A 24322-nucleotide genomic window follows, 5' to 3' on the forward strand; every position below is an offset into this window, starting at 1 on the left:
CCCGAGGGCCTTCCCGGCCCTCGGGGCGGCGCCGCCGTTGAATGGTGCTAGTGTCATTAGCACCATGTTGCTGAAGCTGGATACCGGGGACACCCGACCGCTGCACGAACAGGTCGCCGGCGCGATCAGACGGGCCGTCGCCGAGGGCGAGTGCGCCCCCGGGGACAAACTGCCCCCGGCCAGGGAGCTCTCCCTGGCCCTCGGGGTGAACGCCAACACCGTGCTGCGCGGGCTGCGCACGCTGCGCGACGAGGGGGTGCTGGAGTTCCGCCGGGGACGCGGCGTCACGATCGCCGCGGGCGCCGACACCCGGACCGAACTGGTCGAACGGGTGCGGCAGTTGGTCGCGGACGCGGCCCTGGCCGGCTACAGCAGGAACGATCTCGTGGACTTGATCAGGGGGATGTCGTGACGGACGAAGGATCACCGGCGAAGGCGGCGCACCGGGGTGCGCTCTGGGGGGCGGCGGCCTGGTCGCTGGGCGTCCTGGCGCTGCTGGTCGCGCTGCCGCCGGCGGCGCGGGACCGGCTGCCGGACCCGCTGGCCACCCACTGGAGCGGGCACGACCCGGACGGGTCGATGTCGCTGACGGCGGCCGCGCTGGTCCCGGCCGGCCTGTGGCTGGCCCTGGTGCTGGGCTCGGCGCTCCTCCAGCGCTACCAGGGCGGACGCACGCCCGGCGCCGGGGCCGCGGCGCTGGCGGGCGGCGGGGTGCTGCTGACGGGTGCGCAGACCGCGATCGTGCACGCCAACCTGGACCGCGCCCGCTGGCAGGACGCCGAGCCGATGGGCGTCCAGGTGGTCCTGGTCCTGGCGGCCACGGCCGCCGCCGGGCTGCTCGCCTGGCTGGCGGGCCGCCGGTTCGGGGGCCGGGCCGAGGAGCGCCCGGCAGCCGGGGCGCCGGTGCTGGAGGCGCCGGAGGGCGAGCAGTTCGTCTGGCTCTCCCGGACCGCCAACCCGTGGCTGCAACTCCTGGCCGCCGTGCTCGGGCTGGTCGCGGCGGCGGGCCTGGTGGCGGCCGCGAGCGGGCTGGCCGGCCTGGACTGGTCGCTCGTCCTGCCGTTCGCGCTGCCCGCCGTCGCCGTCCTGGCCTGCTCCTCGGTGCAGGCGCGGGTGACTGCCCGCGGACTGACCGTCGGCTTCGGCCCGTTCGGCCGGCCCGCCCGGCACTGGTCCCCCGCCGACCTCGTCTCGGCCCGCGCCGAGGAGCGCACCGCCGCGCAGACGGGCGGCTGGGGCTACCGGATCAACCGGCTCGGCACCACGGTGATGCTGCGCCGGGGCGTCTGCCTGGTGGTGCGCACCCGCCGGGGCGCCGAGTTCGCGGTCAGCGTCGACGACGCCGAGCGCGGGGCGGCCCTGCTCAACTCGCTGATCGCGCGCACCGGCCGGCCGACGGGCTGAGCCGAGGACGTCCGCGGGGTGCCGGGGACACCCCGCGGACGGTAAACCACTCGATTCGGTGGTGCTTCGAACGCCGATACGGGTACACCAGTTGACGGCCGCTCAGGTACGTCGCGGTGCCCATCGACACCGCCCCTGCCCTGTCCCCCGCGGCCCGAGGATCCACGGGCGCACGCGCCCGTGCGCACGCAAGGAGGCGTCCGTGACGCACGACTCCGACTCACGCACGCAGTACCCACCGGGCGCCCGGCCGGGCGTCCAGGACGAGCGGACGGTCAGGTTCCTCCGGCTCGGCGTCGGGCTGATCGGCATCCTGCTGCCGCTCGCCCTGCCGTTCGGCAACTGGCTGGCCGCCGAGGTCACGGGGCGCGGCACGGACGGCTTCTGGCCGGGCTCGATGAGCGCCTCGTACTACACCGGCACCCGGAACGTGTTCGTCGGCGCCCTGTGCGCGCTCGGGGTGTTCCTGATCTGCTACCGCTTCGACCGCCGGGACGACCGCTGGAGCACGGCGGCCGGGGTGTTCGCGGTCGGGGTGGCGCTGTGCCCCACCGCGCTGCCCGGCGCCTCGGGCCTCCAGCGCACCGTCGGGGTGCTCCACCTGGTCTTCGCGAGCCTGCTGTTCGTCATGCTGGCGATGTTCTGCCTCTACTCCTTCCGCAACCCCCGCTCCACCCAGCCGGCCCGGGTCGGCACGGCCTACCTGGCCGCCGGGGTGCTGATCCTGGCCGCCCTGCTGCTCTCCCTCGCGGCCGCGGCGACGGGCATCGGCGGCGACTGGTCGATCCGGCCGCTGTACCTCTGCGAATGGGCGGCGACCTGGGCGTTCGGCTGGGCCTGGATCGGCGCCGCGCTCGAACTCGCCGCGCACGGCCGTGGCGGCGCCGACCGGGCCGCCCTCCCCCGGCAGCCGGGCGGTGCGGCGGTGGACGCCGGGCCCTCGGAGGCGCCGGCCTGAGGGCTCGCCCGGAGGTCGCCGCGAGGGCTCGGTCCGATGGCCCCGGTCCGAGCCCCCCGGCCCGATGATCTCAGCCTGAGGGCCTGTCATCTTGTCGTACTGCCCGACCGTTACCATGCGCACCAAGGACCGCCACCTGGGCGGCCGGTGACGGATCCCCAGCAACGGAGGGCGACCATGGCGAACGAGGTCCGGGCGGAGCACGGCCCGCAGAAGGATTTCCCCTCGGTGGACCTACGGATGGACGTTCCGCACTCCGCCCGGGTCTACGACTACCTCATCGGCGGCAAGACCAACTTCGAGGCGGACCGGCTCGCCGCACACGCCTCGGTGCAGGCCTGGCCGTCGCTGCCGATCTCCATGCGCACCACCCGCGACTTCATGCAGCGCTCGGTGCGCCACCTCGCCGAGCAGTACGGGGTACGGCAGTTCCTGGACATCGGCACCGGCATCCCCACCTCGCCGAACGTGCACGAGATCGCCCAGGCGATCGCGCCCGGGACACGGGTCGCGTACGTGGACAACGACCCGATCGTGCTGACCCACGCGCGGGCGCTGATGTCCAGCACGCCCGAGGGCCGCACCTGTTACGTGGACGCCGACTTCCGCGACCCGGAGTCGATCATCGCCGAACCCCGGCTGCGCGAGGTCCTCGACCTCTCGCAGCCGGTGGCGCTGTCGCTGATCGCGATCGTCCACTTCGTACTGGACAAGGACGACCCGCAGGGCATCGTGCGCCGCTTCATGGACGCCCTGGCCCCCGGCAGCTTCCTCGCCCTGACCGTCTTCACCGGCGACACCGACCCGGTGGGCGTGGGCGGCGTCGGCCGTGAGTACAACGCGCGCGGCATCCCGCTCCAGATCCGCGACAAGGCCGAGACCGAGGCCTTCTTCGACGGCTACGAGCTGCTCGACCCGGGCGTCACACTGGTCCACCACTGGCGCCCGGACGCCGGCGCAGCGCCCGTCCGCGACCAGGACATCGCGATGTACGCGGGCGTGGCGGTCAAGCGCTGAACCGCGCCGACGGGGCGGGGGCCGGTCAGCCGGGGACGGCGACCAGGCCCGCCTCGTAGGCGAGGATGACCAGGTGCACCCGGTCACGGGCGTCCAGCTTGGCGAGCAGCCGGGTCATGTAGGTCTTGACGGTGGCGATGCTGAGCACCAGTTCGGCGGCGATCTCGGTGTTGGACAGGCCCCGGCCGACGAGCGTCAGGATCTCCCGCTCCCGCTCGGTGATCGCCTCCAGCCGCCGTCCGGCGTCGTTCCGCGCGCCCGGCACCGGCCACCGCCCCGACCCCCCTCCGGAGGCCGACCCCGGCGGCCGCCCGCCGACGAACGCGCCGATCAGCCGCCGGGTGACGCTCGGCGCGATCAGCGCCTCCCCGGCGGCGACCACCCGCACCGCGCCGAGGATGTCGTCCAACGCCATGTCCTTGACCAGGAATCCGGACGCCCCGGCGTGCAGCGCCGCGTACACGTGCTCGTCCTCGTCGAAGGTGGTGAGCACGACCACCCTGGTCGGCCCGCCGGCGGCGGTCACCAGCCGGGTGGCCTCGATGCCGTCCATGCCGGGCATCCGGATGTCCATCACCACGACGTCCGGGCGCAGTTCGGCCGCCAGCCGGACGGCCTCGGCCCCGTTGCCCGCCTCGCCGACCACCTCGACGTCGGCCGTCTCCGCGATGACCATCTCCAACGCGGCCCGCACCAGCGGCTGGTCGTCGGCCAGCACCACCCGGATCACGCGCCCGCCTCCCCCACCGTCGCGGCAGCCGTGGCGACAGCCGGCGCAACAGCCGGCGCAACGGCCGGCGCAACGGCCGTCGCGGCAGCCGGCGCAACGGCCGTCGCGGCAGCCGGAACAGGTCCGGCGACCGGGACCGGCAGGGTCGCCGCCACCCGGAACCCGCCGTCGGGGCGCGGCCCCGCGTCGAACTCCCCGTGCAGCAGGGCGACCCGCTCCCGCAGTCCGGCCAGGCCGAAGCCGCCGACCGAAGCCGGGACACCGCCGGGCCCCCGGCCCCGGTCGGTGACCTCGACGGACAGCTCCCCCGCCGTCCGGCAGTCGACGGAGACCACGCAGGCGTCCACCCCGGCATGCCGGACCACGTTGGTGACCGACTCCTGGACGACCCGGAACGCCGCGAGGTCGATCTCCGCGGGCAGCGGCGGGAGTTCACCGCGCCACCGGACCTCCACCCGCACCCCCGCCGCGGTGGTCGCCCCGGCCAGCCGGTCGAGGTCGGCCAGGCCCTGCGGAACGGTCGCCGAAGCCTCGCCGTCGGCCCGGCGCAGGACGACGAGCATCCGGCGCAGCGCCGCCAGGGTGTCCCGCCCCGCGGCCTCGATCTCACCCAGCGCCGCCTTGGCGCGCTCGGGCCGGCTGTCGATCACCCGGCGGGCGGCACCGGCCTGGAGGGCGACGATGCCGAGGCTGTGCGCGACGGTGTCGTGCATCTCGCGGGCGATCCGCAGCCGTTCGGCGGTGACCGCCTCGGCCGCCGCCCGGCTGCTCAGCGCCTCGGCGTGCTCCCGGTTCTGCCGCACCGAGCGCCCGACCAGCCAGGCGACCAGCGCCAGCAGCGCGGCGCCGTCGGCCGAACCGATGTGGGTTCCGGTGAAGATGCCCACCGTGTTGCCGTGCACCAGGCCGATGTGCAGCACCAGGAAGGCCATGACCAGGCCGAACGCGGCCCGAGAGGTGCGGCGCGGCCGGGTGGCGGTGATCAGGCAGAGCGCGGTGTCGACCGCGAGCAGCGCGCCCGGCGGCACCTGGGTGCCCCCGGCCCAGCCGTCCGTCTCGGTCCAGGTGGCGATCAGCAGCAGCGTGACCGAGAGCACCGGCAGCCGGCGCACCAGCGCGGCGCCCGCCAGGGCCACCACCGAGTCGGCCAGGGTGAACGCCCACCCGCCGTGCTCGGCGGCACCGTGGTGCTGCGCGGCGCCGCCGCCGAGCCGGACGGCGGGGTAGGCGACGGACACGCACCAGGCGAGCGCGACCCAGACTTCGGGCGGGACGCGCCGGAACAGCGGCGGGGAGGGGGTCGAGGACATGGTTCGAGATCGTAGCGACGGGCCGGGGGCACCGTCATCCAGCCGTGGTTGTACGGCCCGGGCTGACCTGCGGTGTCGACGCCGGTCCGATGCGGCGGCGACCGCTCCCCCGGCACTGTGGAGCCCATGATCGAAGTAACCGAGCTGACGAAGCGCCACGGCCGCGGCAGGGCCGCCAAGACCGCCGTCGACCGCCTCACCTTCACCGTCCGGCCGGGCGCCGTCACCGGCTTCCTCGGCCCCAACGGCGCCGGAAAGTCCACCACCCTGCGAATGGTCCTCGGCCTGAACGCCCCCACCGCCGGGACCGTCACCGTCGACGGCCGCCCCTTCCGCGACAGGCCGCGCGGCCTGCGCCACGTCGGCGCCCTGCTGGACGCGGGCGACGTCCACGGCGGTCGCACCGGCCGAAACCACCTGCGCGCCCTGGCCCTCGGCAATGCGCTCCCGGCCGCGCGGGTGGAGGAGGTGCTCGCCGAGGTCGGGCTCACCGAGGCCGCCGGGCGGCGGATCGGCGGCTACTCGCTGGGCATGAAGCAGCGGCTGGGCATCGCCGGGGCGCTGCTCGGCGACCCGCCGGTCCTGCTGTTCGACGAGCCGCTGAACGGGCTGGACCCGGAGGGCGTGCTCTGGGTGCGCGGACTGTTCCGGCGACTCGCGGACGAGGGCCGGACGGTCTTCGTCTCCAGCCACATGATGGCCGAGATGGAGCACACCGCCGACCGCCTGGTGGTGATCGGACGCGGCCGGCTGCTCGCCGACGAGAGCCTGGCCGAGTTCTCGGCCCGGGCCGGACGGGACGCCGTCACCGTCCGGGCGGCCGAACCCGAGCGACTGGCCGCCGTGGCGGCGGCTGCGGGCGCCACCGTCCGGCCCGGCCCGGACGGCGCCCTCGTGCTGACCGGGGTCGACGCCGTCCGGATCGGCGAACTCGCCCTGGAGCACCGCCTGTTGCTGCACGCCCTGACTGCCAGCGGCGCCTCCCTGGAGGAATCGTTCATGGAACTGACCGCCGACAGCGCCGAGTACCTCGCCGGAGAGCCCCGATGACCACCGCACCCGCCACCGCCCCCACCGCCACCCCGAAGACCACCGCCCGCACCGCCGCACGGGCCGCCGCACCGACGACGACCGCCGCCCCGAAGACCACCGCGACGGACTGGGCCGGCCGCGCCGAACCCCGCGCCCGCTTCCGCGACCTGCTCGCCGCCGAGTGGCTCAAGTTCCGCTCGCTGCGCTCGATCCCCTGGGTGCTCGGCCTCAGTGCCCTGGTCATCGTCGCCGCCGACATCAAGTCCGCCCTGTACACCCACGACCACTACACCCCGGGCAGCGGCGACCCGGTGGTCATGGCGCAGATCGCACTGAACGACGCCTTCAACGTGGTCTCCGCCGACATCCTGCTGCTCGTGGGCGGCAGCATCGGCGCGCTCGCCATCGCGGGCGAGTACGCGACCGGGCTGATCCGCACGACGCTGGCGGCCGTACCGGACCGTCGGGCCGTGGTCGCCGCCAAGGCGTGCGTCCTGGCCGCCGTGATGCTCGCCTTCGGCGTGCTCACCGTCGGCGTCTCCTTCGGCGTCAGCCAGGCGATCCTGTCCGACCTCGGCATCGGACAGTCCCTCACCGATCCGCTCGCCCTCCGCTACGTCGCGGCGGCCGTGCTGTTCGGACCGGTCTGCGCACTGGTCGGGCTCGGCCTCGGCACGCTGATCCGGCACAGCGCCGGCTCCGTGCTGGGCACCGTCGTGGTGCTGTTCTTCCTGCCGTCCCTCCTCACCGAGCGCTACCGGTGGACGGCCGACCTGCTGCACGCCCTGCCGCTCACCGCCTGGCAGCGCCTGGCCCGCACCTCCATGGCGGGCCTGCGCCCGACCGAGTACCCGGCCACCGTCACGGGTTCCTGGATCACCCTGGCGGCCTGGGCGATCGTCCCGGTGGTGGTCGCGGCGGCCGTGATCCGCCGCCGGGACCACTGACCGGGGCGCGGCCCGGGCCCGGCCCGGGCCTGCGTCAGGGCCTGCGTCAGGGCCTGCGTCAGGGCCTCCGTCAGGACCCGTCCCCCGCCCGGGCCCCACCGGCCCGGGCGTCGCCCCGGCCCGCCGCCGTGTCCGCCACCGCGACCAGCAGCGCCGCCAGCACCAGGCCCGCCGCGACCGTCACCCCCAGTTGGAAGGCCCGTGCCCAGTCCGGGTCCGGGCCGCCGACCTGCGCGAAGAACACCGAGCCGACCACCGCGATGCCCACCGCCGAGCCGACCCGCTGCGCGGTCTGCAGCACCCCGCCCGCGCTGCCCGCCCGGGCGACCGGCACCCGCTGGAGGGTCAGCGTCTGGTTCGGCGAGATCACCAGCCCGCTGCCCACCCCGGCGACCAGCAGCGGCAGCGCCGTCGTCCAGGCCACCCAGGGCCCCGACCACAGCTGCACCGCGAGCTCCGAGGCCAGCAGCCCGGCCAGCACCAGCAGCAGCCCGGCCACCACCAGCCGCCGCCCCAGCCGGCTCACCAGCCGTCCGCCCACCGCCGCGGCCACTCCCGAGCCGACCGCGAACGGGGTGATCGCCACGCCCGCCGCCAGCGCCGAGTAGTGCAGCCCGGCCTGGAGGTACAGCGTGAAGATGAAGAAGATCGCGGTGAACCCGGCGAAGTACACCAGCGACAGCAGCACCCCGGCCGCGTACGGGCGCACCGCGAAGAGCGCCATGCTCACCAGCGGCTCCCGCCGCCGCCCGTAGTGCGCCTCCCAGCCGACGAAGGCCCCGAGCAGCACCGCCGCCAGCGGCAGCAGCAGCCAGCGCGCCGGACTGTGCCACTGCTGCTCCTGGACGAACGGCAGCAGCAGGGCGACCGTCCCGGCACCGAGCAGCACCACGCCGACCGGGTCGAAGTCCCGGTGCCCGGCCCGCGCGGCGGCGGGCGGGGGCGGCGGGAGCAGCCGGTAGGCGATCGGCAGCGCCGCGATGCCGATCGGCAGGTTGACCAGGAACACCCAGCGCCAGCCGTCCTGCGGGCCGAACAGGTGGATCAACAGCCCGCCGAGCAGCGGCCCGACGGCGGTGGACAGGCCGATGGTCGCGCCGAGCGCGCCGAAGGCCCGGCCCCGGTCCGGGCCCTGGAAGAGGGTCTGGATGAAGCCGGACACCTGCGGGACGAGCACGCCGCCCGCCGCGCCCTGGAACAGCCGGGCCAGCACCAGCCACTCCTGGTTCTGCGCCGCACCGGCCAGCGCACTGGCGGCGGTGAACAGCGCGAGCCCGGCGAGGAACACGGCGCGCCGGCTGCGGGCGTCGCCGAGCCGCCCGGACGGGACGAGCACCAGGCCGAAGGCCAGCGCGTAGCCGCTGAGCACCCATTGGAGACCGCTCTCCGACATGTGCAGTCCGGAGCGGACGGTCGGCAGGGCGACGTTCACGATGCTGACGTCCAGCAGGGTCATGAAGCCGGCGACCAGGCAGACCGCGAGCGCCCGCCAGCGCCGCGCGTCGGCCCGCCCGCCCACGGCGGTGGCGCCGGGCGCGTCGGAGTGCGCGGTGCCGCAGGGGGGTCGGGCGGTCATGGGAGCCTCCTCCCGGTGTCCTTCCCGGTGCTGCCGGATTCCCGGTGTCCCGGTGCCCAGTGCCCGGGCGGTCCCGGTATCCCGGTACCCGGGCAGTCCCGGTGATCCGGTGTCCGGGCGGTCCCGGTGATCCGGTGTCCGGGCGGGGCCTGCTGCGCGGCCGGTCGGCGACGCCAGGCCCGTCCCGGCCGGCGCCGCCCGGCTCATCGTCGCCCGGCCCGTCCGGCGCCGCCACCCGGGCCGTCGCCCGTGCCCCGGCCCGGACCGCACGCTCCCCCGCCTCACCCGAACGGCCGAACCGGATCGCGACCGGCGCCCGTACCCCGGAGGCTGACGGCATGACCGTCGCCACCGAGACCCCGCCGTCCGCCCCGCCGGTCCTGGACATCCGGCAACGCAACGTCGTCTTCGGCACCATCGTGCTCGGCATGCTGCTGGCCGCACTCGACCAGACCATCGTCGGCACCGCGCTGCCCACCATCGTCGCGGACCTCGGCGGAGCCGCGCACATGTCCTGGGTGGTGACGGCCTACCTGCTCGCCGAGACGGTGGCCACCGTCCTGGCCGGCAAGTTCGGCGACCTGTACGGGCGCAAGCTGCTGTTCCAGGTCTCGGCGATCGTCTTCGTGGCCGGCTCCTTCCTGTGCGGCCTGGCGACGAACATGACGCTGCTGATCGCCTGGCGGGCCGTGCAGGGCATCGGCGCGGGCGGCCTGATGGTCACCGCGATGGCGCTGATCGCGGATGTCATCCCGCTGCGCGAGCGCGGCAAGTACCAGGGCGCGATCGGCGCGGTGTTCGGTGTGGCCACGGTGATCGGACCGCTGCTGGGCGGGCTGTTCACCGACCACCTGTCCTGGCGCTGGGCGTTCTACGTCAATGTGCCGATCGCGGTCGTGGTGGTCATCGCGGCCGCCCGGACCATCCCCTCGGTGCGCTCGGCGAGCCGGCCGGTGATCGACTACCTGGGCATCGCGCTGGTGGCGGTCGGCGCCGGCGCGCTGATCCTGGCGACGAGCTGGGGCGGCAACCAGTACGCCTGGGGCTCCGGGATGATCATCGGCCTGTTCGTGGGCGGCGCGCTCGCGCTCGCCCTGTTCTGCTGGGCCGAACTGCGAGCCGCCGAACCGATGCTGCCGATGCGGCTGTTCCGCAACCCGGTGTTCACGGTCTGCTCGGTGCTCAGCTTCATCGTCGGCTTCGCGATGCTCGGCGCCCTCACCTTCCTGCCCACCTTCCTGCAGTACGTGGACGGCGACTCGGCGACGGTCTCCGGCGTACGGATGCTGCCCATGGTGATCGGCCTGCTGATCGCCTCGATCGCCAGCGGCAACGTGGTCAGCAAGACCGGCCGGTACCGGGTGTTCCCGATCGCCGGCACCGCGGTGATGGCCCTCGGCCTCTACCTGCTGTCCCGGCTCGAACCCGGCACCGGCACCGCGCTCGCCTCGCTCTACATGTTCGTGCTCGGCGTCGGCATCGGGCTGAGCATGCAGGTGCTCACCATCGCGGTGCAGAACACCGTCGACTACGCCGACCTCGGCACCGCCACCTCCGGGGTCACCTTCTTCCGCACCATCGGCAGCTCCTTCGGGACCGCCGTGTTCGGCACCATCTACGCCAACAGCCTCAAGACCGAACTCGGTCACGGCGTGGCCTCCGCCGCCCGGCTCACCGGCGCCGACCCGGCCGTACTCGCCCACGCCGCCGAAAGCCCCCAGGGGCTGCACCGGTTGCCCGCCGCCCAGGCCGCGCCGATCGTCCAGGCGTACTCCGACGCCCTGCACACCGTCTACCTGTGGACGATCCCGGTGGCCGCCGTCGGCTTCGTGGTCGCGCTCTTCCTCAAGCAGGTCCAACTGCGCGACACCGCCCGGGCCGGCTCGACCGACATGGGCGAGGGCTTCGCCCAGCCGACCACCGCCGACTCCGACCCGCACCTGGAGTTCGCCGTCTGCAAGATCGTCCGCGGCGTGGACCTCGACACCGTCCGGACGATCGTCTCCGACGCCGACACCCGGGTCGACCTGGCCGGAGCCTGGGCCCTGATGGAAGTCGCCGGCCACACCAAGGCCGTCGGCCACGCCTCGCTCGACCTCATCGCCACCCGCAAACGGGTGCCGCCCGAGGTCCTGGAACCGGTCTTCGACCGGATGGCCGCCGAGGGCTACCTCGTCCGCGACGGCGACCGCCTCACCCACACCGAGGCCGGTACCCACGAGGTCCGGGCCCTCGGCCGCGCCTGGTCCGGCTGGCTCAACGCCCGCCTCGACGCCGACGCCGGCCGCCCCCGCAGCCCGCAGCTGCGCACCGCGGCGGACGCCATCGCCTGGCGCCTGCTCGTCGAAGACCTCGCCAACGGCCTTCCCGCCCACGCCCGTTCGAAGGACGGCGCCCGGGTGTAGGGCGCGGGGCGCGGACCGAAGGATAGGGCTAGGCAGGACCGCGCGGGTCCGGCACCCTGGTGGGGTTGCCGTGGACGACGGGGGGTCGGTCATGCGTCGGTGGTTCCAGCCGGGCAGGCTCATGGTGCTGGTCGCTGTACTGGTGCTGACGGTGGGCGGGATCGTGTGGTCGCTCGGGTACGGCCCGACGTCGGGGACCGGACCGCCGCACCTGTTCGTCCAGCCGTCACGGTTCGTGACGGAGTCACCGGGACCGTCCCGGGCGCTGTCCGCCGCGATCGACCGGACCGTGACGTTCCGGACCGGCGAGCAGCGCGGTCCGGTCGGCCGTGCCGTGCTGGTCGCGTACGAGGCCGAGACGGCCCTGGTCGTCTGGCCCACCGCCGCCGGCGAGCTCTGCTCGGTCGCGGTCCGCCCCCGGGACTCCCGGCCGCCCCTGCACTGCGCCCCGGCCCGGAACCCGACGGACGGACGGGAGCCCGTACTCACCCCGTACCCGACCGACGGGGACACGGTGCCCGGGATCAGCGTCTACCTGGTCGTCGCCGACCTGGAGACGATCGACCGCCTCCGGTGCGGCCAAGAGCCCCTGGTCCTGCCGGAACCGCTGTTCACCGTGGCGCTGCCGGGCGGCGGCCTGCGGACCGTCTACGCCGTCTACCCCGGCGGGGAGGTCCAGGGGTCGGTGGAGGCCACGGTGCTCCGCGACGGCGCCGAGGCCTCCGACCACGTCGACTACCCGCAGCCCCTGACCACCGCGGGCCCGCTCAAGCTCTGCGACCCGATCGCCACCCCCTCGGCACCGCCCCGCTGAACCCGGCGGCGGGGCCCGGAGCCCGGCCCGGCTACAGGCGGGTGGTGTCCAGGTCGAGGCCGAAGGGCTCCGGCAGCCGGACGGCCGTGCCGAACGGGTGCGGGCCGCTCTCCCGGGCGTACCCGAGACGGGTCGGCTCGCTGTACAGGGTGCAGGTGCGGTCCTGCCGGTCGATGAGGAGGTAGAGCGGGGCACCGTACTGGCCGTAGCGACGGCGTTTGACGACCCGGTCGGTCTCCGCATTGGACGGTGAGCTCACCTCGACGATGAGCAGGGTCTGGTCGGGCAGGAGCGCACCCTCGGTCTTCGCGGCGAGTCCGGCCGGCACCACGGCCAGGTCCGGGACGTACCAGTTCTCGCTGCCGGGCAGGTCGAGGTTCCCGGAGCCCGAGACCAGGTCGAGTTCTGCCAGGCGAGGAGTGATCTGGCGGCGGACCGCCTCGGCGGCGGACTCGTGCGCCCACGACGGCGACATGGGGGTGATGACTCCCTCGATGATCTCGGTGCGGTCGCCCGCGATGTGCCGGATGGCGTACTTCAGCGCCTTCTCGGGGTCACTGACGGTGCTGTAGTCGCCGGGGACATGAGGTGCCGTGCTCACAACGCGTCTCCTCTCCTGCCGTGGATTCTCCCCCGTACCGTACGGTCGACCGGCCGTCCGACCGGGATTGGTCGCGCTCCGGCTGCCCGAGTCCGGCCCGTGACCGCTTCGGACCGGATCCCGCCGGGTCGAGGGCCCGGGATGGAGCAGGCCGGTCTCCGGTGGCGCCGTGGGGTCAGCCGGCCGGAGCCGGGGCGGGGCGGCGCGGGGCGGTGGCTATCACGGCGAGACTGGCCAGGGCGAGGGCCGTGAGGACGCCGAGCATCACGGTGTAGGAGGCCAGCGGGGAGAGCGCCGCGAGCACGGCGGGCAGCAGGAAGCCCGAGTAGCAGAGCGCGTAGTAGACGCCGGTGATGCCGGCCAGGTCGTCCGGGGTGACCAGGCGCTGGATCTCCAGCAGGCCGGAGACCACGCCGATCCCGTAGGCGGCGCCGAGCAGGACCGCTCCGGCCAGCCCGAGCAGCGGTGAGCGGACGGCCGCGTCGGCCGCGCAGACCGCCATGCCGCAGGCCATCAGGGCCATCGCGACGACGATGCCGCGCGCCGAGGACAGCGAGTCGAGGCGCTTGGCGAGCGGTTGGACCAGCGCGCCGGTGCCGAGGGTGAGGACGGTCAGCAGGGTCGCGTAGGCCAGGGACCAGTGGCCGAGCCGGTCGCCGACGAGTTGCGGGGTGACGGCGTACGCGACGCCGGCGGAGCCGAACACCCAGGGCGCCATCGGGAGGACGACCCGCAGGAAGCGGCGGTGCCCGGCGGCGGGGACCCTGAGGTCGGCCAGGAGGCCGCGGAGGACAGGGAGGGCGCCGGTGCGGGCACGGGCGGCGCCGGTGCGGACGCGGGCGCGGGTCTCGACGGCCCGGGGCAGCAGGAGCAGCGCGGGCAGGGTGACCAGGAGGTGCGCCAGGTAGGGGGTGACCATCGGCCAGGGCCCCCACTGGGCGAGCACCCCGGCCGCGCCCGCGCCGAGGCCGAAGCCGAGGGTCAGGGCGAGCGAGGCCCGGCGGGCGCCCGCGCCGGTGTCGGCCGCCGGGTCGTGCGGGGCCTGGGAGAGCTCCTTGACCCAGCTGGTGCCCACCGCCATCGCGATGCCGACGGCGGTGCCGGTGAGGAACCGCCCGGCGTAGATGGGGAGTTCACCGGCCGTCCCGCCGCACAGCACCCCGCTGGCGGCGAGCGAGGCGGCGACCGCGCCGATCATCAGCGGGCGCCGCCCGTAGCGGTCCGAGGCGGCACCGCCGACCAGCAGCCCGGGGACCAGCCCGAGCACGTAGGCGCCCAGGAAGGCGTCCACGGTGACCTCCGAGTAGCCGCCGAGCCGGCGGTACATCAGCAGCAGCGGAGTGAACTGGTTGCCGCCCCAGCCGCAGCAGAACATGGCCAGGGCGGCGAGCAGCCACGGCCGCCTCCGGGAGGGCGCGCCCGGACCGGTGGACGGGGCAGGACCGGCGGACGGGGCAGGACCGGTGGACGCGACGGAGTCGGACGGGACGGGACCGGCGGACGGCCGGGTGGTGCTCATGGTGGTGCTGCTCCTTGTCGGATGGCTGGTCCCGGCGGTCCGTCGGGGGTGTGCGCGGGCGGGCCCCGCGCGGTGCCGCGGTGGTTCAGCCGCCGGTGTCGGCCCGGTGGGCGCCGGGGTGGGCGCCGGGACCGGCCCCGAGGTGGGCGCCGAGGTGGGTGCGCAGCACCGCCGTGAAGCCCTCGGCGTCGCGCGCGGCGATCCGCTCGACCAGCGCGGTGTGCTCGTCGACCAGCGAGGCCAGCCGCTCCGGCTGCGGCCGGAGCAGTTGGACGGCCATCCGGCGCTGGCGGTCGCGGAGCGTCCCGTAGAAGCGTTCGGCGAGTTCGTTGCCGGAGGCCGTGACGATGCCCCGGTGGAAGGCTTCGTCGGCGTCCGCGAAGGCGCCGACGTCGGCGCGGCGGGCGGGTTCGCGCTGGCGGTCGATCAGTTCGGACAGCTGCCGCACCAGCGCGGTGAGGTCGTCCGGGCGGCCGGTGATCCGGCGGACGGCGGTGCTTTCGAGCGCCTCGCGCAGTTCGAGGACGTCCTCGGCCTCGCCGGGCCCGACCGGGACCACGACGGCCCCGCGCTTGGGGAAGAGCTGGAGCAGCCCCTCGGCCTGGAGCCGGAGGAAGGCCTCCCGGACCGGGGTGCGGCTGAGTTCCGCGCGCTCGGCGATCTCGCCCTCGCTGATCAGCGCCCCGCCGGGGAGGCCGCCGCCGAGGATGAGGTCCTTGGTGAGTTCGTACGCGCGGTCCGCTGCCGGGATCCGGGCGGGGGGCGGGGTGTCGGCCATGGCAGCCACCGTAGCACCATGGACGCAAGCTTAGATGCAAGCTTGGATGCAAGACGGGAACGCCGGGTCCGAGCATCGATTCCGGTACCGCTCAGCGACGGAAGAATGCGCTTTCCCGGCCCCTCCGGCAGGACCGAGGATGGGCGGGCCAGCCAGCCCGCCCGGGAGGAACCGTGTCCCCTGTGTCGCCCGCCCTGCCGCCCGTCGATCCGGGCCTGCTGCCGCTCACCGCCGAGATCCGCCCGGAGGGGCTGGCCGTCGGCGGGGTGCTCCTGGCGGAGGCGGCCCGCCGGTACGGCACACCGCTGTTCGTCTACGACGAGGAGCACCTGCGCCGCCGCTGCCGGGAGGCGGTGGCCGCCTTCGGCCGGGACAACGTCGCGTACGCCTCCAAGGCGTTCCTCTGCACCGCCATGGCCAGGCTCGCGGCCGAGGAGGGCCTGCTGCTGGACGTCGCCTCCGGCGGCGAGCTGCGCACCGCGCTGTACGCCGGGGTGGACCCGGCCCGGATCGTGCTGCACGGCAACAACAAGGACGAGGCCGAGCTGCGCACCGCGATGACCGCCGGGGTGCGGCACGTCGTCGTGGACAGCTTCGACGAGTTGGACCGGATCGAGCGGCTGCACCACGAGGAGGGCCTGCCGCCGGCCCGGATCCAGCTGCGGGTGGCGCCGGGGGTCGCCGCCGGGGCCCACCACGCCATCCAGACCGGCGGCCACGACTCCAAGTTCGGCTTCGGCCTGGCCGACGGCGCCGCCGCGGCCGCCGTGCGCCTGGCGGCGGGCTCCCCCGCCGTACGGCTGGAGGGCGTCCACGCCCACGTCGGCTCGCAGGTGCTGGACCCGGCCGAACTGGCCGACGGCGCCGCCGCGGTGGCCCGCTTCGCGGTCGCCTCCGGGGTGCGCCGGCTGACCGTGGGCGGCGGCCTGGGCGTGGCGTACCAGAGCGGGCAGAGCGCCCCTGCCTTCGCCGTCTGGGCCGAGCGGGTCCGCGCGGCGGTGCGCGGCGCGGGCTGGACCGGCGAGGTCGGCGTCGAGCCGGGCCGCTCCGTCGTCGCCCGCGCCGGGCTGACCGTGTACCGGGTCGGCACCGTCAAGCGGATCAGGGACGTGCGCACCTACGTCAGCGTGGACGGCGGGATGAGCGACAACCTGCGCCCGGCGCTGTACGGCGCCCGCTACGAGGCCTTCCTGCCGCGCTGCCCCGAGGCGCCCCGCCCGCTGCGGGCCCGGCTGGTCGGCAAGCACTGCGAGAGCGGCGACGTGATCATCGACGACGCCGCGCTCCCGGCCGACCTGCGGGTCGGGGACCTGCTGGCCACCCCGGTCACCGGCGCCTACGGCTACGCGATGGCCTCCAACTACAACAAGCTGCCGAGGCCCGCCGTGGTCTTCGTCCGCGACGGCGAGGCCCGCCTGGTGGTCCGCCGGGAGACCGAGGACGACCTGCTCCGGCTGGACGTGGCCGAAGGAGCGGCGACATGCCCCTCGCCCGTCCCCGGCCACGCGGCCCTGGTGGCCGCCCGGCAGCCGTCCTAACCTGGGCCGATGCTGAACAGCGCCCGACTGCTCGTCCTCCTGGAGATCGCCCGCCGGGGCACCATCGTGGCCGCGGCGCAGGCGCTGCACCTGAGCCCCTCCGCCGTCTCGCACCAACTCGCCCGACTGGAACAGGAGCTGGGCGTCGCGCTGGTCGAACGGGCTCCGCAGTCCCTGCGCCTGACGGCCGCGGGCGTCCGGCTGGCCGAGCACGCGCAGGCGATCGCCGACCTGATGGCCGTCGCGCGGGACGACCTGCGGGCGCACTCGGAGGGCGCGGCCGGCGTGCTGCGGATCGGCTTCTTCGCGTCCGCCGGGCTGGACCTGCTGCCCCGGGCGCTGTCCGCGTTCGCGGCCGGGTACCCGCAGGTGGAGGTGGAGCTCATCATGGGCCAGCCGCACGAACTGCTGCCCGACCTGGAGGCCGGCCGGCTCGACGCGGCCGTCGTCTTCGAGCACCCGCTGGACCCCTGGCGCCGCCAGGCGACGGTGGACGTGCGGATGTACTTCGACGAACCGCAGCTGGTCGTGGTCCCGCTGCGGCACCGGCTCGGGCGGCGCTCGGTGGTGCGGCTGGCCGAGCTGGAGGGCGAGAGCTGGATCGGCACCCACGGCGGCAGCACCGGTGAGCCGGTGCTCGAACGTGCCTGCGCGGCCGAGGGGTTCCGGCCCCGGGTGCGCTGCCGCAGCGACCACTACCAGGTCACCATCAACCTGGCGCGGGCCGGCATGGGAGTGGCGCTGATCCCGGCGCTCGGCCTGGCCGACAGCGCCGGGGTGCACGTCTGCCGGCTGGACCACGCGCGGCTGCACCGCCGGATCGGGGTGGCCACCCGGGGCACCAACCGCAACCCGGTGCTGCGGGCCTTCCTCGCGGAACTCGGCGCCGCCGCCGGGGAGATCAGGTCCCTGCTGGAGATGCGGTGGTCCTGACCTCCCCGCCTCCCGACGGCCGGGCCCCGGCGGTTCGGGCCCCGACCGTTCAGCCCTCGGCGGTTCGGGCCCCAGCCGTTCAGCCCTCGGCGGGCCGGCCCCCGGCGGCTCAGGCCCCGGCCGGCCGCTGGGCCCAGGCCGCGAGGGCGCGGCCGACGTCCCGGATGGCGTGCACGGCGGCCCGCTCGGTGCTGGGCCCGAGCGCCGTGTCCCAGTGCGCGACCACCGCGTAGGCCACCCGCCGGGCACCGACGAGCAGTCCCGCGTCGGCCCGTACCCCGGTGTCCGTCCCGGTCTTGCTCGCCACCAGCAGCCGGCCGGGCAGCGGTTCGGGGAACCCGGGCGCGTACGGGTCGTGGTCGATCAGCGCGGGCACCAGGCCGTGGTCGGTGTTGGCGCGCATCCAGCCGAGCAGCCGGGCGGAGGCCGCCGGGGAGGCCATGGTGCCGCGCGCGGCGAGGGCCACCAGCCGGGCCAGGTCCCGGGCGGTGCCGGTGGCGAAGACCGGCGGGACGCCCGGGCCGCGTTCGTCGCGGACCCGGTCGTGCAGGGTGAGCCGCTCCAGCCCGAGGTCGCGCGCGAGCCGCGCGGTGGCGGGCAGGCCGACCAGCCGCAGCAGCGCGTTGGTGGCGGTGTTGTCGCTGACGGCGGCGGTCAGCCAGGCCAGGTCCTCGACCGTCCAGCCGGGCCGGCCGAGGCGCCCGAGCAGGCCGGTGCCGCCGGTGACGTCCTCGGCGAGGATCTCCACCGGCCGGTCGGCGGCCAGGGCGCCGGCGACCAGGGCCCCGGCCGCCGGGGTCCCGCCGTCCGGTGCCGCAGCAGCGAGGGCCCCGCCGTCCAGTCGCCGGGCGACCTCGGCGAGCAGCAGCAGCTTGGAGGCGCTGGCGACCGGCAGCACGACGGTGTCGTGCACGCCGACCGACTCCCCGGGCTCCCCCGCGCCCGGGTCCACGTCGATCGCGGCGACCGCGAGGGTCAGCGGCAGCGCCGCCGAGCTGCGCGCGGCGGCGGCGACCTGGGCGAGGCTCATCGGACCCGCACCACCTCTCCGGCCCGGACGCCGGTCGGCCGGCCGTCCCGCACCGCGACCCGCCCGGCCACCACGACGGTGTCGACGCCGACCGGCGGCAGCAGCGGCTGCTCGAAGGTCGCGCCGTCCAGGACGGTGTCCGGGTCCAGGACCACCAGGTCCGCCACCGCGCCGTCACGGACCACGCCCCGGCCGGCCAGCCGGAACCGCGCGGCGGGCAGCCCGGTCATCTTGTGCACCGCGAGCTCCAGCGGCAGCAGCCCCTGGGCGCGTCCGTAGTGCCCGAGCACCCGGGCGAAGCTGCCCGCCCAGCGCGGGTGCGGTCGGCCCGGTTTGGGCACGCCGTCCGAGCCGATCATCGACAGCGGACTGGCCAGGACCCGGCGTACGTCGTCCTCGCGCATGGAGTGGCTGATGATGGTGACCTCGCCCCGCGCGTCCAGCAGCAGGTCGCAGACGTAGTCCACCGGGTCCGCCCCGCGCTCGGCCGCCAGGTCGGCGATCCGGCGGCCCTCGGCCGGGCGGCGGGCCGGGGCGGCGGCCACCGAGATCAGGTCCCAGCCGCCGTTGCCGACGGTGTTCTCCCAGCCCTCGACGCCGTTCTCGATGTCGTACCGGATCCGGTCCCGCACCTCCTGGCCGCGCAGCCGCTCCAGCAGCGCGGCCGGGCCGCCCTCGCTGGTCCACGGCGGCAGCATCGCGTGCAGCACGGTGCTGCCGGCGGTGTACGGGTAGACGTCGCAGAGCACGTCCACGCCGTCCGCCCGGGCCTGCTCCAGGCGCGGCAGGGTCCGCAGGGTGGCGCCCCAGGCGTGCCGGCCGGCGGTCTTGTGATGGGAGACCTGGAGGGCGGCGCCGGAGCGCACGGCGATCTCCAGGGCCTCCTCCAGGGCCTTCTCCACCTGGGACATCTCGTCGCGCAGGTGCGTCACGTACGGCTTGCGGTGGCGCGCGGCGACCTTCGCCAGGGCCACGATCTCCTCGGTGTCCGCGTAGACGCCCGGCGGGTAGATCAGCCCGGTGGACAGCCCGGCCGCGCCCTGGCCGAGCGCCCGGTCGAGCAGCTCGCACATCAGGGCCAGTTCGTGGGGGCGGGGCGGACGGTCCTCGAAGCCCATCACCCCGGCGCGCAGCGTGCCGTGGCCGACCAGCGAGGCGAGGTGGGTGCGGCGCAGGTCGGGCCGCTGGCCGGCGGCGAAGTCGGTGAACTCCTCGGCGGGCCGCACCGGGCCGAGACCGAAGGAGACCCGCAGGTGCCCGGCCAGCTCGGACAGCCGCCCGGGCAGCGCGGGGAACAGGCTGATGCCGCAGTTGCCGCTGATCTCGGTGGTGACACCCTGGAGCAGCGGGGCCAGCCGCAGCTCCTCCAGGGCGTCGCCGTCGGTGTGGGCGCCGCCGCAGAAGGGGGCGGCGAGCGCGTCCGAGTGGGTGTGGACGTCGACGAAGCCGGGGGTGACGACCCGTCCGGTGGCGTCCACGGTCTCGGCCGCGGCGACGGCGGTGCCGGGGGGCAGGACGGTGACCAGGCCGCCGGTGACGGCGAGGTCGGCCGGGCGGGCGGCGGCCCCGGTGCCGTCCACCAGGGTGCCGCCGCGCAGCAGCAGGTCGGCCGGGGGGCCGGCGGTCGGGGTCCGGGTCACAGCGGCTCCCATCAGAGCACCGTCGAGAGGAAGGCCCGGGTGCGGTCGTGCCGCGGGGCGGTGAACAGGTCGGCCGGGGTGCCGGCCTCCACGACGGCGCCCTGGTCCATGAAGACGACCCGGTCGGCGACCTCGCGGGCGAAGCCCATCTCGTGGGTGACGACGATCATCGTCATCCCGCTGCGGGCCAGGTCGCGCATCACGCCGAGCACCTCGCCCACCAGCTCCGGGTCGAGCGCCGAGGTGGGCTCGTCGAAGAGCATCAGGGTCGGTTCCATGGCCAGGGCCCGGGCGATGGCGACGCGCTGCTGCTGGCCGCCGGAGAGCTGGGCGGGGTAGTGGTCGGCGCGGTCGGCCAGGCCGACCAGGTCGAGCAGTTCGCGGGCCTGGCGCCCGGCCTCCGCGCGCGGGCGGCGCTTGACCGCCGTCGGGCCCTCCATCACGTTCTGCAGGGCGGTGCGGTGCGGGAAGAGGTGAAAGCGCTGGAAGACCATGCCGATCCGCTCCCGCTGGTGGCGGATGTCGCGCGGCCGGCGTTCGCGGAGCCTGCTGCCGGAGGGGCCGTGCGGCTCGTAGCCGACGAGTTCCCCGTCGACGGCGATCCGCCCGGCGTCGATCTTCTCCAGGTGGTTGAAGCAACGCAGCAGCGTGGACTTGCCCGAGCCGGAGGGGCCGATCACACAGAGCACCTCCCCCGCCCGGACCTCCAGGTCGATGCCGCACAGCACCTCCAGGTCCCCGAAGCGCTTGCGCACCCCGCGGGCGGACAGGACCACCTCGCCGGTCGGCGCCGCCGCCGGCGGCGTGCCGAGTGCCGTGCCGGTCACTTGGCCTCCCCCTTCTCCGTCGTGTTCTTCTCCACTGCCTTCTTCTCCGCTGTCTTCTTCTCCGCTGTCCTCTTCTCCGCTGTCCTCTTCTCCGCTGTCCTCTCGACCGTCTTCGCCGGGCGGGGCCCGCGCCCGCCGCCGCGGCCCGGCCGCAGGTTGCCCAGGACCCGCCGGTGCAGCGGCGGCGGGGCCCCGGCCGGGTTGAACCTCCGCTCCACCGCGTGCTGGGCGACGCTCGCGATGGTGGTGAGCACCAGGTACCACAGCGACGCGACGATCAGCAGCGCGATCACCTCGAAGTTCGCGAGGTAGAGGTGCTGCGAGACGGTCATCAGGTCGGCGCCGGCGATGACGGAGACCAGCGAGGTGGTCTTCAGCATCGAGATGAACTGGTTGCCGAACGGCGGGATGATCACCCGCATCGCCTGCGGCAGCACCACCCGGGTGAGGACCTGGCGGTTCGACATGCCGAGCGAGGCGCCGGCCTCGCGCTGGCCCGGGTCCACGCTCTGGATGCCGGCCCGGACGATCTCCGACATGTAGGCGCCCTCGTTGATCGACAGGCCGAGCAGCGCCGCCACGAAGCCGGTGATCAGCGCGTTGGACTGCCAGCTGACCAGCTTGGGCCCGTCGAACGGGATGCCGATGCCGATCTCCGGGAAGATCAGCGCCAGGTTGAACCAGAAGATCAGCTGGACCAGCAGCGGGGTGCCCCGGAAGAACCAGGTGTACGCGCCGGCCACCGTCCGCAGCACCGGGCTGTCGGACAGCTGCATCACCGCGGCCACCACGCCGATGGCGATGCCCACCACCTGGGAGATCAGGGTGAGTTGGACCGTCACCCAGAGCCCTTCCAGGACCACGCCGTCGAACTGGTACCTGGCGACCACGTCCCAGTGCAGGTTGGGGTTGACGATGATCGTGTACGCCAGCCAGACGGCGAGGAACGCCGCGCCCAGTATCGCGACCCAGCGCCCCGGACGTGGCCGGCCGGTCACCACGAAGGCCAGGTCGTCCGCCGCCGCGCCGGCTGCGGAGCCGGCCGGGCCGCCGGGCCCGGACGTCACGGGGTCTCTCATGTCGGTGCTCATTTCGCCGGTGCCCGCCGTTCTCACTGCGCCGCGTTGACGGTCGCGCGCTCGACGGCGCTGCCGCCGACCTGGTAGGCGTCCAGGACCTTGCGGTACTCGCCGTTCCCGATCAGCTCCTGGAGGGCCCGCTGCACCGCGTCGCGCAGCCCGCTGTCCTTCTTCGCGACCGCGATGCCCCACGGCGCCGTGCCGTACTGCTCGGGCAGCACCTCGTACGCGCCGCTGTTGCGGACGAACATCTGCGCCACCGGGTAGTCCACGATCGTGGCCACGGCGCGCTCGCTGTCCAGCTGGAGCAGCCCGGTCGGCGCGTCCTCGCTCTGCGAGATCGTCATCTTGGCGGCGCACTTGGCGTTCTGCTGCTCACCGATGTCCAGGTTGGAGCTGCCCTTGGCGAGGACCACCTTCCGGCCGCAGAGGTCCGCGATGGACGCGATGCCCTCGGGGTTGCCCTTCCTGGTCATGATGACGCCGCCGGTGCGGAAGTAGTCCACGAAGTCGACGGCCTGGCGGCGCTGCTCGCTGTCGGTCATCGAGGACATCACCAGGTCGTAGCGGCCGGCCTGGAGGCCCGGGATCAGCCCGTCGAAGGAGGAGTTGGAGAGTTCCAGCCGCAGGCCCAGCCGGCCGGCGACCGCGGCGGCGAGGTCCGGGTCGACGCCGGTCAGCTCGGTCGTCCCGGGCTTGTACATCTCCATCGGCGGGTAGCCGACGGAGGTGGCCACTCTGAGCACGCCGCTCTGCTTGTTCCTGGCCGGGAGCAGCTCGGCGGCGCTCTTCCCGGAGGTGTCCGCTCCGGCGGCGCTCTGCCCGGCGCTCTGACCGGCGGCGGGGGCGGCGGCGCCCTGGTCGGACCGCCCGCAGGCGGTGGCGGCCAGGACGACCAGGGACAGCGCGGCCAGACAGCGCAGGGAACGGGGGCGGTTCATCGGCGACTCCCTCGGGCGGTGACGGTGCGCCGATGCTGGCAGCCGGGTCCGGGTGAACGGAAGATGATGAAGCCATTGCCGCCTCAGCAACGATTTTCGTACCGCTGGGCGGCCCGTCAGCCGGCCGTCGAGTCACCGAGTCGTCGAGTCGTCGAGTCACCAAGCCATCAGGTCAGCCGGTCAGCCGGTCAGCCAGGGGGCTTCCGGCAGCTTGGCGGCGGCGTCGTGGCCGGAGAAGTCCACCGTGGTCGGTGTGCCCAGGCCCGCCATCCGCATCGTCACCCGCCGCAGCCCGCCGTCGCCGTCCACCCAGTACGTCAGCGGCGACCGTCCGCCGTCGGGCGCGGAGCCCTGGGCGCGCGGCCCGGCGAAGCGGTCGTAGCTCCGGCCGTCGATCCGGTCCCGGCCCAGCCAGCGGGCCCCGGACTGGGCGAGCAGCAGCGGGTTGTCGGGGCGGTCCGCGCCGAGCTGGACCACCAGGCTGAGCCCGGCGTCGAGCGGGTCCGCCGTGTACGAGCGCGGCGACCAGCCCTGGCGCGGCACGTGCTCGGCCTGCTGCCACGCCGGGCCGCCGGCGTCGGCACCGGCGGAGGTGCCTGCGGTCGCGCCGGCACCGGCGGTGGTGCCGGCGGCCGCGCCGGCCGCGTCCGGGGCCAGCCCGAGGCCGCCGGTGTCCCAGACGATCAGCCCGTGGTCCAGCGGCCCGCTCGCCCCGGTGCTCCGGTAGCGGCCCACGCCCCGATGGTTGCGGTAGTCCACGACGCCCTCGACGCGGACGGTGACGCCGCCGCCCTCGTCCGCGGTGAGCACCACCCCCACCGGGGCGGCCTGGTACAGGTTCAGCCGCGACAGGGCCAGCCGGGAGGCCTCGTCCGTGGTCACCGGCCGCTCCTCGGCCTCGTCGGAGACCGTCCGGTAGACGGCCAGGCCTCCCACCGCGGTGCCGCACACCGCGATCACCACCAGGGTTCGGAGCCAGAGGCTCCGGCGCGGCCTGCGGGTGTCGGTCCTCGGCGTGCGGGCCATCCGGCCGCCCTCCCTCGTCGGTCTCTCGGTCTGTCGGTGTTTCGGTCGGTCAGTCAGTCGGTCAGTCGGTCAGTCGGTGTTTCGGTCGGTCGGTCGCGGACCGTGAGCAGGGCCGGTCACGACAGTCGGGGGGGGGGGGGGGCGACCGGGGCCCCCCCCCCCCCCCCCGCCGGCAAAAACCGCAAAGACCGCGGCCGGGGGGGGTTGGGGTAAAACG

22 protein-coding genes are annotated in these 24322 nt (G+C 75.0%); 10 read left to right on the top strand and 12 right to left on the bottom strand.

Annotation, left to right across the window (positions count from 1 at the left end):
• Positions 1-64: 64 nt before the first annotated feature.
• The 4 genes from ACFQ6N_RS36945 (at position 65) to ACFQ6N_RS36960 (ending at position 3379) form a co-directional block, all read left to right on the top strand.
• Positions 65-412, top strand: a complete 348-nt coding sequence (locus tag ACFQ6N_RS36945; RefSeq protein WP_380658486.1) for a GntR family transcriptional regulator — start codon at positions 65-67, stop codon at positions 410-412.
• Entirely contained in the window at positions 409-1404 is a 996-nt protein-coding gene (locus tag ACFQ6N_RS36950; RefSeq protein ID WP_380658487.1) for a DUF1648 domain-containing protein, read from the top strand. The genes ACFQ6N_RS36945 and ACFQ6N_RS36950 overlap by 4 nt, the downstream gene beginning before the upstream one ends.
• 202 nt (positions 1405-1606) lie before the next feature.
• Positions 1607-2362 (top strand): hypothetical protein, encoded by a 756-nt coding sequence (locus ACFQ6N_RS36955; RefSeq protein ID WP_380658488.1) that lies wholly within the window; start codon positions 1607-1609, stop codon positions 2360-2362.
• Between the two features lie 177 nt (positions 2363-2539).
• Positions 2540-3379 carry an SAM-dependent methyltransferase gene (locus ACFQ6N_RS36960; protein ID WP_380658489.1) on the top strand — a complete coding sequence of 280 codons (840 nt, stop codon included), beginning with the start codon at positions 2540-2542 and terminating at the stop codon, positions 3377-3379.
• 25 nt (positions 3380-3404) lie between these two features.
• On the opposite strand, the gene ACFQ6N_RS36965 is transcribed toward ACFQ6N_RS36960, so the two are convergent.
• Both ACFQ6N_RS36965 and ACFQ6N_RS36970 read right to left on the bottom strand, forming a co-directional pair.
• Complete coding sequence (locus ACFQ6N_RS36965) at positions 3405-4055, bottom strand: response regulator (RefSeq protein ID WP_380658507.1); 651 nt, start codon at positions 4053-4055, stop codon at positions 3405-3407.
• 50 nt (positions 4056-4105) lie between these two features.
• A complete protein-coding gene (locus tag ACFQ6N_RS36970; protein WP_380658491.1) occupies positions 4106-5419 on the bottom strand; it encodes a sensor histidine kinase in 1314 nt (437 codons plus the stop codon).
• Between the two features lie 126 nt (positions 5420-5545).
• Between ACFQ6N_RS36970 and ACFQ6N_RS36975 the strand changes: the two genes are divergently transcribed.
• Positions 5546-6469 carry an ABC transporter ATP-binding protein gene (locus ACFQ6N_RS36975; protein ID WP_380658492.1) on the top strand — a complete coding sequence of 308 codons (924 nt, stop codon included), beginning with the start codon at positions 5546-5548 and terminating at the stop codon, positions 6467-6469.
• Positions 6466-7398, top strand: a complete 933-nt coding sequence (locus ACFQ6N_RS36980; RefSeq protein ID WP_380658493.1) for an ABC transporter permease — start codon at positions 6466-6468, stop codon at positions 7396-7398. Before ACFQ6N_RS36975 ends, ACFQ6N_RS36980 begins: the two co-directional genes overlap by 4 nt.
• Positions 7399-7468: 70 nt before the next feature.
• Here ACFQ6N_RS36980 and ACFQ6N_RS36985 read toward each other — a convergent pair whose 3' ends face one another.
• The gene (locus ACFQ6N_RS36985; protein ID WP_380658494.1) at positions 7469-8974 is read right to left on the bottom strand and encodes an MFS transporter; all 1506 of its coding nucleotides are present in this window, start codon (positions 8972-8974) and stop codon (positions 7469-7471) included.
• A gap of 338 nt (positions 8975-9312) precedes the next feature.
• On the opposite strand from ACFQ6N_RS36985, the gene ACFQ6N_RS36990 reads away from it, so the two are divergent.
• Positions 9313-11379, top strand: coding sequence for an MDR family MFS transporter (locus ACFQ6N_RS36990; protein ID WP_380658495.1), 2067 nt, complete (start codon positions 9313-9315; stop codon positions 11377-11379).
• Positions 11380-11470: 91 nt separating this feature from the next.
• The gene (locus tag ACFQ6N_RS36995; protein WP_380658496.1) at positions 11471-12193 is read left to right on the top strand and encodes a hypothetical protein; all 723 of its coding nucleotides are present in this window, start codon (positions 11471-11473) and stop codon (positions 12191-12193) included.
• A 31-nt stretch (positions 12194-12224) separates the two neighbouring features.
• On the opposite strand, the gene ACFQ6N_RS37000 is transcribed toward ACFQ6N_RS36995, so the two are convergent.
• The 3 genes from ACFQ6N_RS37000 to ACFQ6N_RS37010 all read right to left on the bottom strand — a co-directional run bounded on the left by ACFQ6N_RS37000 (position 12225) and on the right by ACFQ6N_RS37010 (position 15091).
• Entirely contained in the window at positions 12225-12794 is a 570-nt protein-coding gene (locus tag ACFQ6N_RS37000) for a Uma2 family endonuclease (protein WP_380658497.1), read from the bottom strand.
• Between the two features lie 175 nt (positions 12795-12969).
• Positions 12970-14313: an MFS transporter gene (locus ACFQ6N_RS37005; protein ID WP_380658498.1), complete on the bottom strand. Its 1344-nt coding sequence runs from the start codon at positions 14311-14313 to the stop codon at positions 12970-12972.
• Between the two features lie 85 nt (positions 14314-14398).
• Positions 14399-15091: a GntR family transcriptional regulator gene (locus ACFQ6N_RS37010; RefSeq protein ID WP_380658499.1), complete on the bottom strand. Its 693-nt coding sequence runs from the start codon at positions 15089-15091 to the stop codon at positions 14399-14401.
• A 173-nt stretch (positions 15092-15264) separates the two neighbouring features.
• Between ACFQ6N_RS37010 and lysA the strand changes: the two genes are divergently transcribed.
• A complete protein-coding gene (gene lysA, locus ACFQ6N_RS37015) occupies positions 15265-16629 on the top strand; it encodes a diaminopimelate decarboxylase (protein WP_380658500.1) in 1365 nt (454 codons plus the stop codon).
• A gap of 9 nt (positions 16630-16638) precedes the next feature.
• Positions 16639-17562, top strand: coding sequence for a LysR family transcriptional regulator (locus tag ACFQ6N_RS37020; protein ID WP_380658501.1), 924 nt, complete (start codon positions 16639-16641; stop codon positions 17560-17562).
• A 109-nt stretch (positions 17563-17671) separates the two neighbouring features.
• On the opposite strand, the gene ACFQ6N_RS37025 is transcribed toward ACFQ6N_RS37020, so the two are convergent.
• The 6 genes from ACFQ6N_RS37025 to ACFQ6N_RS37050 all read right to left on the bottom strand — a co-directional run bounded on the left by ACFQ6N_RS37025 (position 17672) and on the right by ACFQ6N_RS37050 (position 24105).
• Positions 17672-18592 carry a serine hydrolase gene (locus tag ACFQ6N_RS37025; RefSeq protein ID WP_380658502.1) on the bottom strand — a complete coding sequence of 307 codons (921 nt, stop codon included), beginning with the start codon at positions 18590-18592 and terminating at the stop codon, positions 17672-17674.
• On the bottom strand, positions 18589-20244 hold the full coding sequence (locus ACFQ6N_RS37030; protein ID WP_380658503.1) for an amidohydrolase family protein: 1656 nt from the start codon (positions 20242-20244) through the stop codon (positions 18589-18591). Before ACFQ6N_RS37030 ends, ACFQ6N_RS37025 begins: the two co-directional genes overlap by 4 nt.
• Complete coding sequence (locus ACFQ6N_RS37035; protein WP_380658508.1) at positions 20244-21008, bottom strand: amino acid ABC transporter ATP-binding protein; 765 nt, start codon at positions 21006-21008, stop codon at positions 20244-20246. The genes ACFQ6N_RS37030 and ACFQ6N_RS37035 overlap by 1 nt, the downstream gene beginning before the upstream one ends.
• 47 nt (positions 21009-21055) lie before the next feature.
• The gene (locus tag ACFQ6N_RS37040; RefSeq protein ID WP_380658504.1) at positions 21056-22138 is read right to left on the bottom strand and encodes an ABC transporter permease subunit; all 1083 of its coding nucleotides are present in this window, start codon (positions 22136-22138) and stop codon (positions 21056-21058) included.
• Between the two features lie 32 nt (positions 22139-22170).
• On the bottom strand, positions 22171-23079 hold the full coding sequence (locus ACFQ6N_RS37045; protein WP_380658505.1) for an ABC transporter substrate-binding protein: 909 nt from the start codon (positions 23077-23079) through the stop codon (positions 22171-22173).
• Positions 23080-23259: 180 nt separating this feature from the next.
• Positions 23260-24105 (bottom strand): hypothetical protein, encoded by an 846-nt coding sequence (locus tag ACFQ6N_RS37050; RefSeq protein WP_380658506.1) that lies wholly within the window; start codon positions 24103-24105, stop codon positions 23260-23262.
• Positions 24106-24322 lie beyond the last annotated feature (217 nt).

It is taken from the genome of Kitasatospora sp. NPDC056446 (genome assembly GCF_042796115.1).
GTDB lineage: Bacteria > Actinomycetota > Actinomycetes > Streptomycetales > Streptomycetaceae > Kitasatospora.